Genomic DNA, 14,205 nt, shown 5'->3' with positions numbered 1-14,205 from the left:
GTAGGCTAATCGGCAAAGGAGACCCGCATCTCCTGCTGGCTGGGCGCGGTTTTTTATTTGACGCCCTGCGTCGCGGCGACGTATGTCATCCGCAGTTGATGGAGCAGGTCTTGCAGACCCTGCTCTTCCATGGGATTGAGATTCCCCTTGGTCTTGTCGGCAATGACGCCGATCATGTCGATCGCGAACTTCGCATGCCCCGGATCGGCGGCGATCTCGCCGGTGCCCGGATGCGGGAACTGCCCCAGCGCCACCATCGCTTCGGTAACGAACGTCGAGATTAGCAACTCGAACGACGCCTCTGGCAACTCGCCGTCGTGTGCCGACATCTCGTCGCCGACGCCTTCCGCGCCAGCGCCAGGATGCTTGGCCGCTTCCTTCTCGGCCGCGACCTGCGACTTCCAATCTTCGTCGATGATGATTTTCTTCGCGTCGCTCATAGTTCGTTGCCAACCGTGAAAAGTCGTTACGCTTCTTGATGAGTGGAACGGGGAGCCGCCTTCTTGCCTTCGCCGCTCGCGTGCTTCGCGGCGTGATGGTCGATCGCGGCCCGCACGAAACCGGCGAACAGCGGATGGGCGTCGGTCGGCTTCGACTTGAACTCGGGGTGATACTGCACCGCCACGAACCAACGGTGGCCGGGAAGTTCGACGATTTCGGCCAGCGTGCCGTCGGGGCTCGTGCCGGCGATCATCATGCCGTTGGCAGTGAACTGCTGGCGGTAGACGTTGTTGAGCTCGTACCGATGACGGTGCCGTTCCGAGACTTCTTCAGCGCCGTAAGCCTTCGCCGAATGGCTCTCCGGATCGAGCTTCGCGGGGTAGGCGCCGAGCCGCATCGTGCCGCCCTTGTCGGTGACCGTCTTCTGGTCGTCGAGCAGGCAGATGACGCCATGGCGGGTTTCTTTGTCGAACTCGGTCGAGTGAGCGCCTTCGAGTCCGCAGACGTTGCGGGCGAACTCGATGACCGCGCACTGCATGCCAAGGCAAATGCCGAAGAAGGGGACGCCTTTCTCGCGGGCGTAGCGGATCGCGGCGATCTTGCCTTCAATGCCACGCTCGCCGAAACCGCCCGGCACGAGAATCCCGTCGTAGCCGGCAAGCATCCGCTCAGGCCCTTCGGCCTCGAGCTCTTCGCTCTTGATGCGGGCGATACGAACCTGTGAGGAGTTCGCCATGCCGGCATGGTCGATCGATTCGTAAATCGATTTGTAGGCGTCGCGATGCTCGGCGTACTTGCCGACGACGGCGATGCTCACTTCGTGATCGGGATTGCGAAGCCGGCGAAGCAGTTCGCGCCAATCGTCGATCACCGGCTCCGGCGTCTTCAAGCCAAGCTGCTTGCAGATAAGCCCGTCGAGCTTGTGCTCGACGAGGCTGAGCGGCACCTCGTAGATCGAGAAATCTTTGTCGCGCTCTTCAATCACCGCGTCGATCGAAATATTGCAGAAGAGCGCGATCTTCTCGCGGTCTTCGCGGCTGATCGGTTGCTCAGTGCGGCAAATGAGCACGTCGGGCTGGATGCCGATCTCGCGCAGCTGGCCGACCGAGTGTTGCGTCGGCTTCGTCTTCAACTCGCGGGCCGCCTTCAAGTACGGCACGAGCGTGAGGTGAATGTAGAGGCAATTTTGCTTGCCGACGTCGAGCGAGAACTGGCGGATCGCTTCGAGGAACGGCAGGCTTTCGATATCGCCGACGGTGCCGCCGATTTCGGTGATCACCACGTCGACGTCGCCTTCGCCGAGGCGATGGATCACCGACTTGATTTCGTTGGTGATGTGCGGGATCACCTGCACGGTCTTGCCGAGGAACTCGCCGGCGCGTTCCTTGTTGATGACCGACTGGTAGATTTGGCCGGTCGTATAGTTCGAATCGCGCGTCAGGGGCGAATTGGTGAACCGCTCGTAATGTCCCAGATCGAGATCGGTCTCGCTGCCATCGTCGAGGACGTAGACCTCGCCGTGCTGGTAGGGGCTCATCGTGCCCGGATCGACGTTGATGTACGGATCGAGCTTCTGCATCCGCACCTTGAGGCCGCGGCGTTCGAGCAGCATGCCGATCGACGCGCTGGTGAGGCCCTTGCCGAGAGAGCTGACGACGCCGCCGGTCACGAAAATATGCTTGGTCATACGCTGCGGGGCCTTCCGTGATAGGGGCGCGAAGGTGGGAGAAACGGTCCGCGGGACGCCAGCCTGGCTGTCGCGGACCTGTCTATTCTAGTCGGGGAAGTGCGAGGCGCGCAGTCCTGAGAATTGGCCGGGGAACAGTGCTTCGCACTCAAGAGAAAAACTGCCCCTGCCCTTCCGCCTGGAACGCGTTCGGATGGTGCACCACGGTCGGCCGCGGATCGCCCGCCGGCCAAATGACTTCGACGATATCGAACCGAGCCGGACACTTTTGCAGCAAGCCGTGGGACTTCAGGAACGCCACGGCGGCGCGGGTCATGCGCTGGCGGCGGACCGCATCGACGGAGAGCGCGGGACGAATCGCAGCGCTGCGACGGGTCTTCACTTCGACGAAGACGACAGTGCGGCCGTCGACGGCAATGACGTCGATCTCGCCATAACGCAAACGCCGGCGGGTCACCACGATGCGGTAACCCAACCGGCGTAAGAATCGTGCGGCGGCGCGCTCGCCCTGCTCACCGAAGGTGAGCGGTCGCCAGCGGAGGCCGAACCACTGCGGAAGCGTCATGATCGCGCCGAGGGCAGGAGGCGATGCGTCGCACGCCACTCCCGCCGGCACGTCGACTGCGGAGCACGACGGGAGACACCTCCCAGCCCAGCCCCAATCAGCCAGCGATCAACAAGAAATTGACTACTTCTTGTCGGTGCCGGCTTGCTCGCTGCGGCGTTCACGCAGACGGGCCGACTTGCCCGAGCGTTCCCGCATGTAGTAGAGCTTCGCACGGCGGACGACGGCGCTGCGCTTGACGTCGATCTTCGCGATGCGCGGCGAGTGGAGCGGGAACTTGCGCTCCACGCCTTCGCCGGCGACGATGCGGCGGACGGTGAACATTTCCTTCGAGCCCGAACCGCTGCGAGCGATCACGATGCCCGAGAAGACCTGAATGCGTTCTTTTTCGCCTTCGAGAATCTTCGTGTGGACGTCGACGGTGTCGCCGATCTCGAACTTCTGAATGTCTTCGGCCGGCTTGAGGCTCGACTTCTCGACGGCGGCAAGGATTTGCTGGCTCATCTTGGCTAATCCGTAAGCAAATGCGTTTTGGTAAGTGACTGCAGAGAGCGGTTAGCGATCTCAACAGCGAGTTTTTATTCGTTCAGCAAGTCGGGACGCTGCTTTCTCGTCCGCTGCAAGCTGCTTTCTTCGCGCCACTTGGCGATCTTCTGGTGATCGCCCGCCAGCAAGACCTCGGGAACTTGCAGCCCCCGATACTCCCGCGGACGGGTGTACTGGGCGAACTCCAACAGCCGGTTGCCGGTCGAAAATGAATCGTACCGGCCGCTGTCTTCGTCGCCCAACACTCCGGGAACCAGTCGGATGACCGAGTCGATCACCACCATCGCGGCGACTTCGCCGCCGTTGATGATGAAGTCGCCGATCGAGACTTCCTCAGGTTCCAAAATGTCGATCACGCGTTGGTCGAACCCCTCGTAGCGGCCGCACATGAGGAGCAGCCGTGGATGGGTCGCCAACTCTTCGACCAGCCGCTGGTTAAGCGGCCGGCCCTGCGGGGTGAGCATGACAACTCGCCCCGGCGTTACGTCCAACTTCTGCACCGCTTCGACCGCTTCGACCGCGGGCCCCGGCATGATCACCATGCCAGGCCCGCCCCCGTAGGGACGGTCGTCGACCGAGTGGTGTTTGTCCTGAGCCCAGTCGCGGATGTTGTGAAGGTCGACCGAGACGATGGATCGCTCAATCGCGAGCTTCAGCAAGCTCTGCGTCAGGTAGCCCGAGAACATTTCGGGGAACAGCGTGAGGACGTCGAACCGCATGGTTGGACGGCTCCTTGGCTGCTCGCCGCGTGATTAACCTTCAGCCGATTCGGCCGGAGCCTCTTCAGCAGCCGGAGCTTCAGCGGCAGCGGCCGCTTCTTCGGCAGCCTTCGCCGCAGCGGCTTCTTCAGCGGCCTTGGCGGCAGCTTCTTCAGCCAACTTCTTGCGCGACGGAGCGGCGGGGCCGGCATCCGGAACCGTCTTCGGGCCCTTCAGCTTCTCGAGAGCCTTCGTTTGCTGTTCGAGGTGCGTGCCGTTCGGGCCGTACTTCTTGATCAGGACAGCGACCTTCTCGCTCGGCTGGGCGCCAACGCTCAGCCAGTGGGCGACTCGCTCTTGGTTGAACAACGCCCGCGCGTCGGTATCAGGAACCGACGGGTCGTAAGTGCCCAACTCTTCCAGGACGCGACCGTCGCGCGGGGCGCGCTTGTCGGTCGCACAAATGCGAAAGAAGGCGCGATGGGTGCGGCCCATCTTCTTCATGCGGATGCATACCGCCACGTTCAATCTCCTCGGTAATCGGTGCGTGAACCGCTTTCACAGTTCACAAGTGCCCGCCCAGGCATAGCTTAGGGGCCAGACGGGAATCCAGTATCTTGTCAGAATGTGGGGGTATTTGGCAAGGGCCCTTCTGCCAGCATTTTGGAACCGCCAGACCGACTCAGGCCCCGCCCAGAGCGTGTTACTCCTTGTTCCCCCCTTTTTCGTCGCGGCGACGCTTACGCATCTCTTTTTCCCGCTGTTTTTTCTGTTTCGCCTTCTCCTGCGGGCTCAACCGCTTGCCCGAAGCCTGCTTTTGCCGGGTCAATTGGCCGCCAGGGTTGGCCATGGCGCCGTTTTGCAGGTCGCGGACCATTTTCATGCGGTCGCGAGCGCCCTTGCCCGCCATGGCGGTCATCACCTGGGACATGGCGTCGAACTGCTTGACCAGTTCGTTCACCTCGTGCGGCTGAACGCCGGAACCCGCGGCGATACGGCGGCGGCGGTTCTGGTCGATCACCTTCGAGGGATTTCGCTTTTCTTCGGCCGTCATCGAGTCGACGATGCCGAGCATCCGCCGCATGCCCTGCTCGGCGTCGACGTTGTCGAGATGCTTCATCAGGCCGCCCATGCCAGGGATCATGCCCATGATCTTTTGCAGCGGGCCGAGCCGACTGATCTGGCTCATTTGCTTGCGGAAGTCGTCGAGAGTGAACTCGCCCTTCCGCAGCCGCTCTTCCTGACGGGCCATCTCGTCCTGGTCGAACTCGCGCTGCGCCTTTTCGACGAGCGTGAGAATATCGCCCTGTCCCAGGATCCGACCGGCCATCCGGTCGGGATGGAATTCTTCGAGGGCGTCGAGGTGCTCTCCGACGCCGATGTACTTGATCGGCACGCCGGTGACATGCTTCACCGAGAGGGCGGCGCCGCCGCGGGCGTCGCCGTCGAGCTTCGTGAGAATGACGCCGTCGAGTTCGAGCGCGTCGTTAAACGCCTGGGCGCTGTTCACCGCGTCTTGGCCGGTCATGCTGTCGATGACGAGCAGCACTTGGTCGGGCATCGCCTGGCGGTCGACCCGCTTGAGCTCTTCCATGAGAGCTTCGTCGACATGGAGTCGGCCGGCCGTATCGAGCAGCAGGACGTCGGCGCCGATCTTCTTCGCGTGGGCCTGCGCGGCCTTCGTAACCGCGACGGGATCCTTTTGCGTCCGATCGGAAAAAACCGGGACTTCGAGCTGCTCGCCGAGAATGTGGAGCTGGTCGATGGCGCCGGGACGCTGCAAGTCGCACGCGACCATCAACGGCATACGGCCCGCGGCCTTGAGCTGGCGGCCGAGCTTGCCGGTAGTCGTCGTTTTGCCGGAGCCCTGCAGACCGCACATCATGATCGTCGTCAGCTCGCCTTTCCCCTTGAGGTGGAGCGAGTGATCGACCGGACCCATGAAGTCGACGAGGGCCTGGTAGACGACGCCGACGACCTGCTGGCTCGGGTTGAGCGACTTGAGCACCGCCTCGCCGACCGCCTCGTCGTTGACGCGCTTCATGAAGTCGCGGACGACCGCGAAGCTGACGTCGGCTTCGAGGAGCGAGCGTTCGACGAGCTTCAGCCCGTCGCGCATGTTCGATTCGGAGAGCTTCCCCTGCCCGCGGAGGGTTTTGAAGGCGCTGGAGAGACCGTCTTGGAGGGCTTCGAACATGGCACTTGAGAGGCGTAAGCGTTGGATTGGGTCGTGAGACTCGCAATTCTAGCGGAAGGGGTACGGCTGATATAGGCGAAGGGATGGCGGCAGAATGGCCCGTTCGCTTGTAACCGCAGAGTGGCAGCGCTCCGGCGGCTCGTTGAGCCGCGGCTGCTGTCGCATCGCTTTTTGTCGCCTCGACGCGTTTTTGGCGACATTAATGCTAAGTTGTTGCGGCGCGTGAAGTTATCGCGTGATTAGCACGCGACATGCGGGCAATGGCCGCGACAGTTAACACAGTGCCGCAGACCGACCTACACAAACGAACAGTATAGCGACATAGGTGGCCGATTTCTACTCGAAAAGATCTTTGTCGAGCGAACTTATAGAACGATCATCTCCTCGGATTGAAGAACTGATCGGCAGCAAACCAACTGGCCAGTAGCGTCACCAGAACGAACATCGCGAAGAGACTAATTCGGCGTTGCTCGATTTGCATGCGAAAGAAAATCGCCCAGACCGCGCTCACAAGCAAACCAGCGCTGATAGGCTTTACCGCGGGATGGGGCACATCCAGGTAATTAGTCGGCGACTGAGCCACTAGCACCGCGAGGACGGCGAACACGAGTCCAGCGATGGCTAGCCAGAATTTACTCATTTATCTCGCCGCGAATTGCCGTGCCTGGGCGGCGATGTCGACGCCGACCTTCTCGCTCCAGGCGGCGAGGAATTTTTTGTAGACGGGGCCGGGTTGGGCGTTGCCGATGGGTTGGCCATCGACGCGGACGATCGGTTGCAGGCAGATCGAGGTGCTGGTGATGAAGAGCTCGTCGGCGCGTGCGAACTCGGCGGGCGTTAGGTCGGCTTCGGTGTGGGAAATGCCGGCCGCGTCGGCGAGTTCGAATAGCACCTGCTGGCTGATGCCGGGGAGGACGCCGTCGATGCGAGGGGTGACGAGGCCGCGGTTGGCGTAGCAGGCGACGACGTTGGCGGTCGACGCTTCGCCGATGAAACCTTGTTGGTCAAGGAGGACGGCGCGTGCGCCAGGTTGCCGGCGGGCGGCTTCTTGGTCGGCGAGATAGTAGTGCATGCGGCTGCGGCACTTGAGTTCCGGCGGCCAGCAGTTGGCGGGCGTTTGGCGGACGTCGGTGATGACGGTGTCGACGCCGGTATCAAACTTGTCGGCCCAGCCGGCGAACGGCAGCGGGCCGCCGTGGACGCCGATGCGCGGCTGCGTGGCGGCGGGGGAATCGCCGGGCGTGACGAAGATCGCAACATACCAATCATCGCCGGGCGCCATCAATTCGGCGTTCACGTCGGGAAATGCAGCCACAGCCGCGCGAACTTCGTCGACGATCGCGGCGGCATTCCACCCGACGATTTCGAGCGAGCGGTGGAGACGCTTGAGATGCTCTTCGACGCGGAAGGGCTGGCCGGCGAACGTGCGGAGGCGTTCGACGACGACGACGCCAAGGCCGAAGCCGACGTCGCTGAGCGGAATGAGGGCGTTTTGCAGCGGGATCCACTCGCCGCTAAGGTAGGCTTGGCTGAGGTTCATGCAGCCCAGTATGGCGGGGGCGCGGTGGTTTGGCCACGGCGGCGGGAGCCCCGGCAGGGGCGGCATATTGTAGCCAGGGGCGCGAGCCCCTGGTTTAGCCAAACGCAGCCCCGCGAGGGGCGACATCGTTCGTACTCAGCTGGAAGGTGTCGCCCCGCTGGGGCTTTCATCACCTAGGCCGCACCGATTCCAGGGGCTTACGCCCCTGGCTACAACATGTCGCCCCTTACGGGGCTAATGCGACTTCGGTTTCCGAGGCTTCGGCGTCAGACATTTCTGCGTCGGCGAGGACCGGCTCTTGCGGATGTTGCGGCGGGAACTGGGCGACTTGTTCCAGGACGCGCGTCACGCGACTGGAGGAGGAGAGATACTCCTCGATCGCGTGATGGCGGCCGACGGAATTCGTCACGTCAACCGAACGAACGCGCGTGGCGAATTGGCCGAGGCCGCCAGTGCCGCCGAAGCCCAGCGGGCGGGCGCCGCTTTCCATTGCGAGGTGATAGAACCGCATTGCCGGGTCAAGGTGATTGTTGACGAGCAGTAACTCGTCGATTTGTTCGAGCGCGCGACCGTGGTAGCCGCCGGGACGGATCCAATTGGCGTCGAGTGCGGCGGCGACGAGGGCGGCTCGCACTGGCGGGCGCTCGGGGTGGAGACGTTCATTCAGCTCCAACGAGCCGAGTCGGCCGCCGGCGAGCAGGTGCAGCGCGCCAGTCGCCACGCGGGCGCCGTAGCTGTAGCCGATCACCGCGAGGGGCGTTTCAGCCGGCAGCTGATCGATCGCCCACGCGAGCTGCCAGCCGACTTGCTTCGTGCGGGCGGCCTTCACCTGATAATCGCGCACTTGGCCGCGAATCTGCGACGACGGCCACGACCAGATGATGAAGCGGATCGGTCCGTCGTCTTGACGACGATTGGCAAGTGAGCGGTACATCGCGAGGCCGTGCGACTTCGAGTAGCCGCAGTCGACGCGATTGCCGTGAATGTAAATGATCGTCGGCGTCGGCTTGGCGAGTTCCGCGGAGAGCTGTTCCCAGCTCAACGATTCCCAACCATACGGGCCGCCGAGGCCGGCGTGCGTTTCGCACACCAGGCCGGAACACATTGCGTCGCCTTCGCAGCGCGTGCCGATAGCGCGCGTGTTGATGAGGAAGATTTGATCTTGGTCTTCCTCTTGCTGACGGCGCAGCGACGCGTTCGGGAAGCCGCGTGTTGGCGACGCCGAGGCAGCGATGATTCCGCCGCCCTGCTTGAGGGCGTCCGGATGATTCATCGCGAAGGCAGAATTCCCGGCGGCGCATGCCAACGGCATCGCCATCGCGAACGGCAGGACGCCGCGTCTCAGCATATCTGTTGCTCGTTCCATCATGACCGTTTAGCGCGGACTTCGTCCAATCCGCACGGCAGGCGCACCGAAGTGAGACCAATAACTCCTTTGGGCGGGTGCGCACCTACGACCCGCACAAGCGTAGCATTTTTTCTGCGCGCAGGCGGAAGCTATGAGGGCGAAAAAAAACGCGTGTTGCGTTTGCACATCATTCCACGTGTTGTAGAGTTGCCGGACCCTCCGTTTTGCCCTCCTGAAGCAAAACACCCCTCCCCCCTTCTACGCCTTCGCTACAGTGCGCTGGCAGCGGAGAACCAAGTCATGAGGAAATTGACGATTCTGATGGCGCTGGCGACGACCGTCGCCGCGAGCAGCGGATGCTCGAGCTGCATCGGCCGCTGCAGAAATTTGTTCCACAAAGGCTCGCCTTGCGGGACCGCGATGACCGCTCCGGCCGTGATGGGCGCCCCGCTCGCCATGGGAACGCCCATGACGATGCCGGTATCGGCCCCGATGATGGCCGGCCCGATGTGCGTGCCGCAAGCTCCGATGTGCATGCCCGTCGACCCGTGCGCGGACCCGTGCGCCGATCCCTGCGCCACCGGCGGGATGGTGACGATGGGCTACGGCGGCGACGGCGGTTACGCGTCGCCCGAGGGTTGCGGTTGCTCTGGCGGCGGCGCCGGAGCGATCATGAGCGCCCCGCAGATCATGCAAGGCGGCTCGATGCCCGTTCCGTCGCCGGGCGCCGATTGATCTGCTGTTTGAGCTGATTTAACGAACTCGAAGCCGTTCGCACCGCGCCATCCTGAACGCGGTCGGGCGGCTTCGAGTTTTTTTGCGTTTATTGAGGTTCAGAGAATACGCCGAATCCAAGCCACCGGCTCCGCCGGTGGACGAAGTGCTAGTTGGCCGTGCTTTTGCCGCCTCCACCGGCAGAGCCGGTGGCTTTTATTACTCAGAACCTGAGTCAATGCGGCTGGTCGTCGCGGCCGGTACGACCGGCAAATTCGCCGCTGCTTTTCCCTTGGGCTATGCTGAGAGTATGGACTGCTCCGTACCTCAGGACTCGCGCTCCGTGTCAATTCGCACCGCTCCCCTGCCCTGCCGTTTGTTCGCCGCCGCTCTCACATTCGCTGCGGCGCCGGCCATGCTGCACGCTGCTGATGATACGCAGCAAGCGGCGGATACGGCCGCGGCCGACGTGATTATTGCTGACGATAAATCGGACGCGGCAAGCGACGAGGCCAAGAACGCTGAGCCAAGCGCTGGCCAGCCGACCTATGGTGCGCCCGTCACGCGGCGGATGCGGATCGGCGCACGCGTCGAGGCCAAGGGGGGCGAGGTTCAGAACATTTACATCATGGTCGCGGCGCCGCTCTCTTGTCCTGAGCAGCGCGTGGAGATCATCGAAGAAGAGTATCCCACCGACCTCGGAACGGTGGACTTCCGCACGCTGCCGGACGACAAGCGGTCGAAGCCGGGCGCGAACCAGATGTTGATTTCGATCCCGCAGCTGCCCGCACGGCAAACGGCCAATGCGGTGGTGACGTACGAAATCCAAACCGATCACGTCTACGCTCCGACGGAAACGGCCGGGCTGCGGATTCCGCCCAAGACGCCGAGCGATTTGAAGCTGTTCGTGAAGTCGAGCCCGTTCATCGAAGTGAACGACCGCGAGATTCGCGATGCGGTTGCCGAAGCGCTGGAAAAGCGCGTTACGTTGGGCGACAAGCTGGCGGCAGATTCGAATGCGATTCGAAGCGCCAATCTTTCCGTCGCGCCAGCCGCATCGGTCGCAGCCGACGCAGTGGACGATAAAGACGCCAAGAAAAAAGCGGCAAAAGAAAAGCCGAAGCCGAAGACCAAGGAAGAGTTGGCGGAGCTTGAAGCCAAGATCGACGAGCTGACCGACTGGCAAAAAGTTGAAGCGCTCTACGACTTCGTCCGCACGAAGGTGAAGTACCTCGACGGCGCCGAGGATATGCCGGCGACGAAAGCCCTCGAAGACGGCGAAGCCGATTGCTATGGACTGTCGGCGCTCTTTGTCGCGATGGCCCGCACAATGAAGGTTCCGGCCCGCATGGTGTGGGTCGACAATCATCAGTACGCCGAGTTCTATCTGGAAGACGAGGAAGGCAAAGGCTACTGGTATCCTGCTCAGCTCGCGGGGACGCGGGCCTTCGGCGAGATGCCGTTGCCGATGGTGATCTTCCAGAAGGGAGACAACTTCCGCGTTCCCGAGCGACGTCGCGAGCGGCTGCGGTATGCGACTGATTACACGACGCTGAAGGCTTCGGGGAAGCACAAGCCTCGCGTGGTGTATGTGCGCGAGCCGCTGACGAATTAGCGACAACGAACGTCGGCCGAACACGACGGCGGAGCGGGAGTCCGCCTCAGCACTGGCAAGATGCCAGTGGCACCCCACCTAACCGCGCAGCGGAGGCCGGTCAACCAGCCTCGGCGAGGGCGGCATCGAGCGCGGCCTCTAGCCCCGTCTGCCCAGAACCGACGGCCGACCAGCGCAGCTTGCCGTCGCGACCGAAGACGATCACGGTCGGGATGCCTTCGATCGGCAATGCGTCGAAGAACTCCCTCGCGCCCCAGCCGACCGGCCAGGTGAACTCCGGCCGTGCGGCCACGAATTCTTTGATCAGCTGCACGTCGCGTTTTGATTCGTCAGTCAAGCCGACGAACTGAACGCCGAGGGGCTGGTACCTCTCAACGACCTTCGCGAGCCGCGGAATTTCCGCACGGCACGGCCCGCACCAAGTCGCCCAGAGGTCGACGACGACCACTTTGCCGGCAGGCTCGAACGCGAAATCCTCGGGGACGTTCAACCAACCTTCGACGCCGAGCGGCGGCATCGGCGTGCCGACTTTGAGATCGGAGCTCGGGCTTGAGACGCCGCGCAGCATCCAGACGCCGCCGACAATCGCAATGATCAACAGAATAACGCCGAACGAATCGCCGAAGCTTGCACGCTTTTCCATCGCGGCAATATAGCACGACGCCGTGAGAAACCGCTAATGCGATCTCTCACGGCGTCAGGTTGCTTCGTTCAATTCGCGATTCGCGATCATCGGGGCGATGGGCGCGAACGCCGATTCAGCGGCGATTACTTGCGGCGACGGCGAGCGGCCAGCGGCAAGCCGAGCACGGCGGCGGCGAGCACCAGCGAACTCGGTTCCGGCACGCCGACGATCGAACCGCCCGAAGCGGGAATCGCGACTGGCGGGCCGCCGTATTGCTGCTGAATCAGCAGGAAGTCGGAGCCGTCGACGACGCCGTCGCCATTCGCGTCGCCTTGCGCCTTCGTCGCGGCTGGCGGAGGGTTCAGGCCGACGCCAAAGTTCAGCTTCCAAATGGCGAGGTCGGCCGCGTTGACGATGTTGTCGCCGTTGAAGTCGGCGCCAGTGCCCGGGGCCGCGATGCCGGCGTACGTCACGAAGACGCTGTCGCCCGGGTAGGTGACGTTCCACAACGTGCCGGGGCTAATCACCGCATCAAAGGTGGAGCCTGCCAGCGTATCGCTGCGAAGGATCTCGAACGAGTCGCCGAGTTGCGGAACGTAGCTCGGGATCAGCGACAGCGATAAGATGCCGCCGAGGTCGGCCGTGCCGGTCACCCAGAGTTGGCTGTAATCTTTGCCGAGGTCCATCTCAAGGATGCTGGAACTGCTCAACGTGAGATCGCCGATGATGGTCGACTTGGCGTCGGCTTGCACGGCGAGTGCGGCATTGTTGGCGAAGACGGTCGACTCGACGATGGTGTTGTCGAGCGTCACACGGCTATTATTGACGAGGCCGTTGGGGCCGATGAAACGGAGGATCGCATCCTTGCCGTAAATATCGCCGTTCGGCGAATTGTTGGTGACGTTGCCTTTGAACTCCATCTCGCCGCCGACCGACTCGATGTTATCGTTGTTCGTGACGGCGCCGGTGAAGAGAAGGCGTTCGCGAACGTTCGGGTTGGTCGTTGAAGCCGCGTTGCGGATGTCGCCGTTGTTGACCACGGCGCCATTGACGGTACCAGCGCCGCGAATAACGCCAGACGACGTCACTATAGGCGTCAGCAACGTCCCGCCATTGAGGTTAATGAACCCTTGCTGGCCGACAACGATATCAGTGTCGGCGCGGAGGATGCCCCGATCTTCAACGTAGACTTCCGCTTGAGCATTTGTCAGCGGAGTGGAAACGGTAATCGTTTGCTCCGCCCACATCAGCGAGTTTTGGCCAGAAACGATTGCCTTTGAATAGACCGCCGGGATCGTCGCGGACGCAGTGTTCTGTGCGCCGAACGTGATATCTTCTTCGACGTGCACCAGGCCGCCTTCGAAGACATGGACTTCGCCGCGTCCTTCGTCGCCAACCGTCAACTGATCTGCGACGGTCCAGCGCGAACCAGCGCCGGAGACGGTCACCAATCCGGAACCGATGGCGAGCGTGCCGCTCGTCAGTCGCGACTCTTCGCCAAGAATCGCCTCGTTGAGAGTAATCAGCTGCGCGCCGGCGACGACGGAGATATCGCCCTTCCCGCGTAACCCGACCGTCAGATCCGTATTGATGAGCCTAGAACCGACGCCGGTCAGCGAGACGAAGCCTTGCGACCCGAGCATCTCGCCGACGACGCCGTCAGCGTCCGTCGACACGGTTCCATCGAAGTTGGTTCGTACGATGGCGCCGCCGGAGATTGTCAGATACGCTTGCCCTTCGACGCCGACGGACAATAGCTCTTGAATCGTCCATTCCGACAGAAAGCCGGAGACGGCGACTTCGCCGACGCCGTCAGTACTCAAACCGATGAAACCATTGTTTGAGACGAGGGGAAGCGTGAACGCCGGCACATCGATTGCCATGCGGCCGACCGTGAAGAGCGGGTCAAAGCCAGTGCCGCCAACGATGATGTCTCCTGCGACAACTCCGCCGTCGAGAGGTAGGCCTCCAAACGGGCTGTAGTCGCCTTCGCCAACAACGTCTGCCTGCGCAAACTGCAGAGGGAGCGCGACCGCCAACCCAGCTGCGGCCAGCAGTGCCGCCGCCCCCTGTCGCTTGAACCACAAAATCGCGGGGAGCCGCCAATTGCTACGCTTCATCGATGATGCCTCTTTCTAATCTCGTCGACCGCGGCGCACAGCTTCGCCCCGGTCGGTATCTGGCCCGTCGTTCTATAATCGTTGAAAACTGGGGGAAGTGCCAGCAAAT

Annotated in this window: 14 protein-coding genes; 2 read left to right on the top strand and 12 right to left on the bottom strand. The window is 62.6% G+C overall.

The window, feature by feature from the left end:
• Positions 1-53: 53 nt before the first annotated feature.
• The 10 genes from PLANPX_RS07940 to PLANPX_RS07895 form a co-directional block, all read right to left on the bottom strand.
• Positions 54-440, bottom strand: a complete 387-nt coding sequence (locus tag PLANPX_RS07940) for a DUF1844 domain-containing protein (RefSeq protein WP_152098211.1) — start codon at positions 438-440, stop codon at positions 54-56.
• A 26-nt stretch (positions 441-466) separates the two neighbouring features.
• Positions 467-2,128 carry a CTP synthase gene (locus PLANPX_RS07935; protein ID WP_152098210.1) on the bottom strand — a complete coding sequence of 554 codons (1,662 nt, stop codon included), beginning with the start codon at positions 2,126-2,128 and terminating at the stop codon, positions 467-469.
• Positions 2,129-2,276: 148 nt separating this feature from the next.
• Positions 2,277-2,693: a YraN family protein gene (locus PLANPX_RS07930; protein ID WP_152098209.1), complete on the bottom strand. Its 417-nt coding sequence runs from the start codon at positions 2,691-2,693 to the stop codon at positions 2,277-2,279.
• A 123-nt stretch (positions 2,694-2,816) separates the two neighbouring features.
• Positions 2,817-3,197, bottom strand: coding sequence for a 50S ribosomal protein L19 (gene rplS / locus PLANPX_RS07925; RefSeq protein ID WP_152098208.1), 381 nt, complete (start codon positions 3,195-3,197; stop codon positions 2,817-2,819).
• A 74-nt stretch (positions 3,198-3,271) separates the two neighbouring features.
• A complete protein-coding gene (gene trmD / locus PLANPX_RS07920) occupies positions 3,272-3,958 on the bottom strand; it encodes a tRNA (guanosine(37)-N1)-methyltransferase TrmD (RefSeq protein WP_152098207.1) in 687 nt (228 codons plus the stop codon).
• A 33-nt stretch (positions 3,959-3,991) separates the two neighbouring features.
• Complete coding sequence (gene rpsP / locus PLANPX_RS07915) at positions 3,992-4,459, bottom strand: 30S ribosomal protein S16 (RefSeq protein ID WP_232536326.1); 468 nt, start codon at positions 4,457-4,459, stop codon at positions 3,992-3,994.
• Between the two features lie 181 nt (positions 4,460-4,640).
• Complete coding sequence (gene ffh / locus PLANPX_RS07910) at positions 4,641-6,134, bottom strand: signal recognition particle protein (RefSeq protein ID WP_152098206.1); 1,494 nt, start codon at positions 6,132-6,134, stop codon at positions 4,641-4,643.
• Between the two features lie 376 nt (positions 6,135-6,510).
• Positions 6,511-6,774 (bottom strand): hypothetical protein, encoded by a 264-nt coding sequence (locus tag PLANPX_RS07905; protein ID WP_172991931.1) that lies wholly within the window; start codon positions 6,772-6,774, stop codon positions 6,511-6,513.
• The gene (locus PLANPX_RS07900; RefSeq protein ID WP_172991930.1) at positions 6,775-7,674 is read right to left on the bottom strand and encodes an aminotransferase class IV; all 900 of its coding nucleotides are present in this window, start codon (positions 7,672-7,674) and stop codon (positions 6,775-6,777) included.
• A 226-nt stretch (positions 7,675-7,900) separates the two neighbouring features.
• Positions 7,901-9,022, bottom strand: a complete 1,122-nt coding sequence (locus PLANPX_RS07895) for a hypothetical protein (protein ID WP_152098203.1) — start codon at positions 9,020-9,022, stop codon at positions 7,901-7,903.
• A gap of 300 nt (positions 9,023-9,322) precedes the next feature.
• Here PLANPX_RS07895 and PLANPX_RS07890 point away from each other — a divergent pair, with 300 nt between their 5' ends.
• A complete protein-coding gene (locus PLANPX_RS07890) occupies positions 9,323-9,757 on the top strand; it encodes a hypothetical protein (protein WP_152098202.1) in 435 nt (144 codons plus the stop codon).
• Between the two features lie 322 nt (positions 9,758-10,079).
• Complete coding sequence (locus tag PLANPX_RS07885) at positions 10,080-11,351, top strand: transglutaminase-like domain-containing protein (RefSeq protein ID WP_172991929.1); 1,272 nt, start codon at positions 10,080-10,082, stop codon at positions 11,349-11,351.
• Positions 11,352-11,451: 100 nt separating this feature from the next.
• Here PLANPX_RS07885 and PLANPX_RS07880 read toward each other — a convergent pair whose 3' ends face one another.
• Both PLANPX_RS07880 and PLANPX_RS07875 read right to left on the bottom strand, forming a co-directional pair.
• Positions 11,452-11,994, bottom strand: a complete 543-nt coding sequence (locus tag PLANPX_RS07880; RefSeq protein ID WP_152098200.1) for a TlpA family protein disulfide reductase — start codon at positions 11,992-11,994, stop codon at positions 11,452-11,454.
• Positions 11,995-12,119: 125 nt separating this feature from the next.
• Positions 12,120-14,096 carry a dockerin type I domain-containing protein gene (locus tag PLANPX_RS07875; protein WP_152098199.1) on the bottom strand — a complete coding sequence of 659 codons (1,977 nt, stop codon included), beginning with the start codon at positions 14,094-14,096 and terminating at the stop codon, positions 12,120-12,122.
• Positions 14,097-14,205: the final 109 nt, after the last annotated feature.

It is taken from the genome of Lacipirellula parvula (assembly GCF_009177095.1).
GTDB classification, from domain to species: Bacteria; Planctomycetota; Planctomycetia; order Pirellulales; family Lacipirellulaceae; genus Lacipirellula; species Lacipirellula parvula.
The sequence above is the reverse complement of the archived record's forward strand: the minus strand, read 5'-3'. Positions and strand labels throughout refer to the sequence as shown.

Excerpts from the sequence above, each read along its gene's own strand:
- PLANPX_RS07940 (WP_152098211.1), bottom strand. The coding sequence starts at position 440 with ATGAGCGACGCGAAGAAAATCATCATCGACGAAGATTGGAAGTCGCAG.
- PLANPX_RS07935 (WP_152098210.1), bottom strand. The coding sequence starts at position 2,128 with ATGACCAAGCATATTTTCGTGACCGGCGGCGTCGTCAGCTCTCTCGGC.
- PLANPX_RS07930 (WP_152098209.1), bottom strand. The coding sequence starts at position 2,693 with ATGACGCTTCCGCAGTGGTTCGGCCTCCGCTGGCGACCGCTCACCTTC.
- rplS (WP_152098208.1), bottom strand. The coding sequence starts at position 3,197 with ATGAGCCAGCAAATCCTTGCCGCCGTCGAGAAGTCGAGCCTCAAGCCG.
- trmD (WP_152098207.1), bottom strand. The coding sequence starts at position 3,958 with ATGCGGTTCGACGTCCTCACGCTGTTCCCCGAAATGTTCTCGGGCTAC.
- ffh (WP_152098206.1), bottom strand. The coding sequence starts at position 6,134 with ATGTTCGAAGCCCTCCAAGACGGTCTCTCCAGCGCCTTCAAAACCCTC.
- PLANPX_RS07905 (WP_172991931.1), bottom strand. The coding sequence starts at position 6,774 with ATGAGTAAATTCTGGCTAGCCATCGCTGGACTCGTGTTCGCCGTCCTC.
- PLANPX_RS07900 (WP_172991930.1), bottom strand. The coding sequence starts at position 7,674 with ATGAACCTCAGCCAAGCCTACCTTAGCGGCGAGTGGATCCCGCTGCAA.
- PLANPX_RS07895 (WP_152098203.1), bottom strand. The coding sequence starts at position 9,022 with ATGCTGAGACGCGGCGTCCTGCCGTTCGCGATGGCGATGCCGTTGGCA.
- PLANPX_RS07890 (WP_152098202.1), top strand. The coding sequence starts at position 9,323 with ATGAGGAAATTGACGATTCTGATGGCGCTGGCGACGACCGTCGCCGCG.
- PLANPX_RS07880 (WP_152098200.1), bottom strand. The coding sequence starts at position 11,994 with ATGGAAAAGCGTGCAAGCTTCGGCGATTCGTTCGGCGTTATTCTGTTG.
- PLANPX_RS07875 (WP_152098199.1), bottom strand. The coding sequence starts at position 14,096 with ATGAAGCGTAGCAATTGGCGGCTCCCCGCGATTTTGTGGTTCAAGCGA.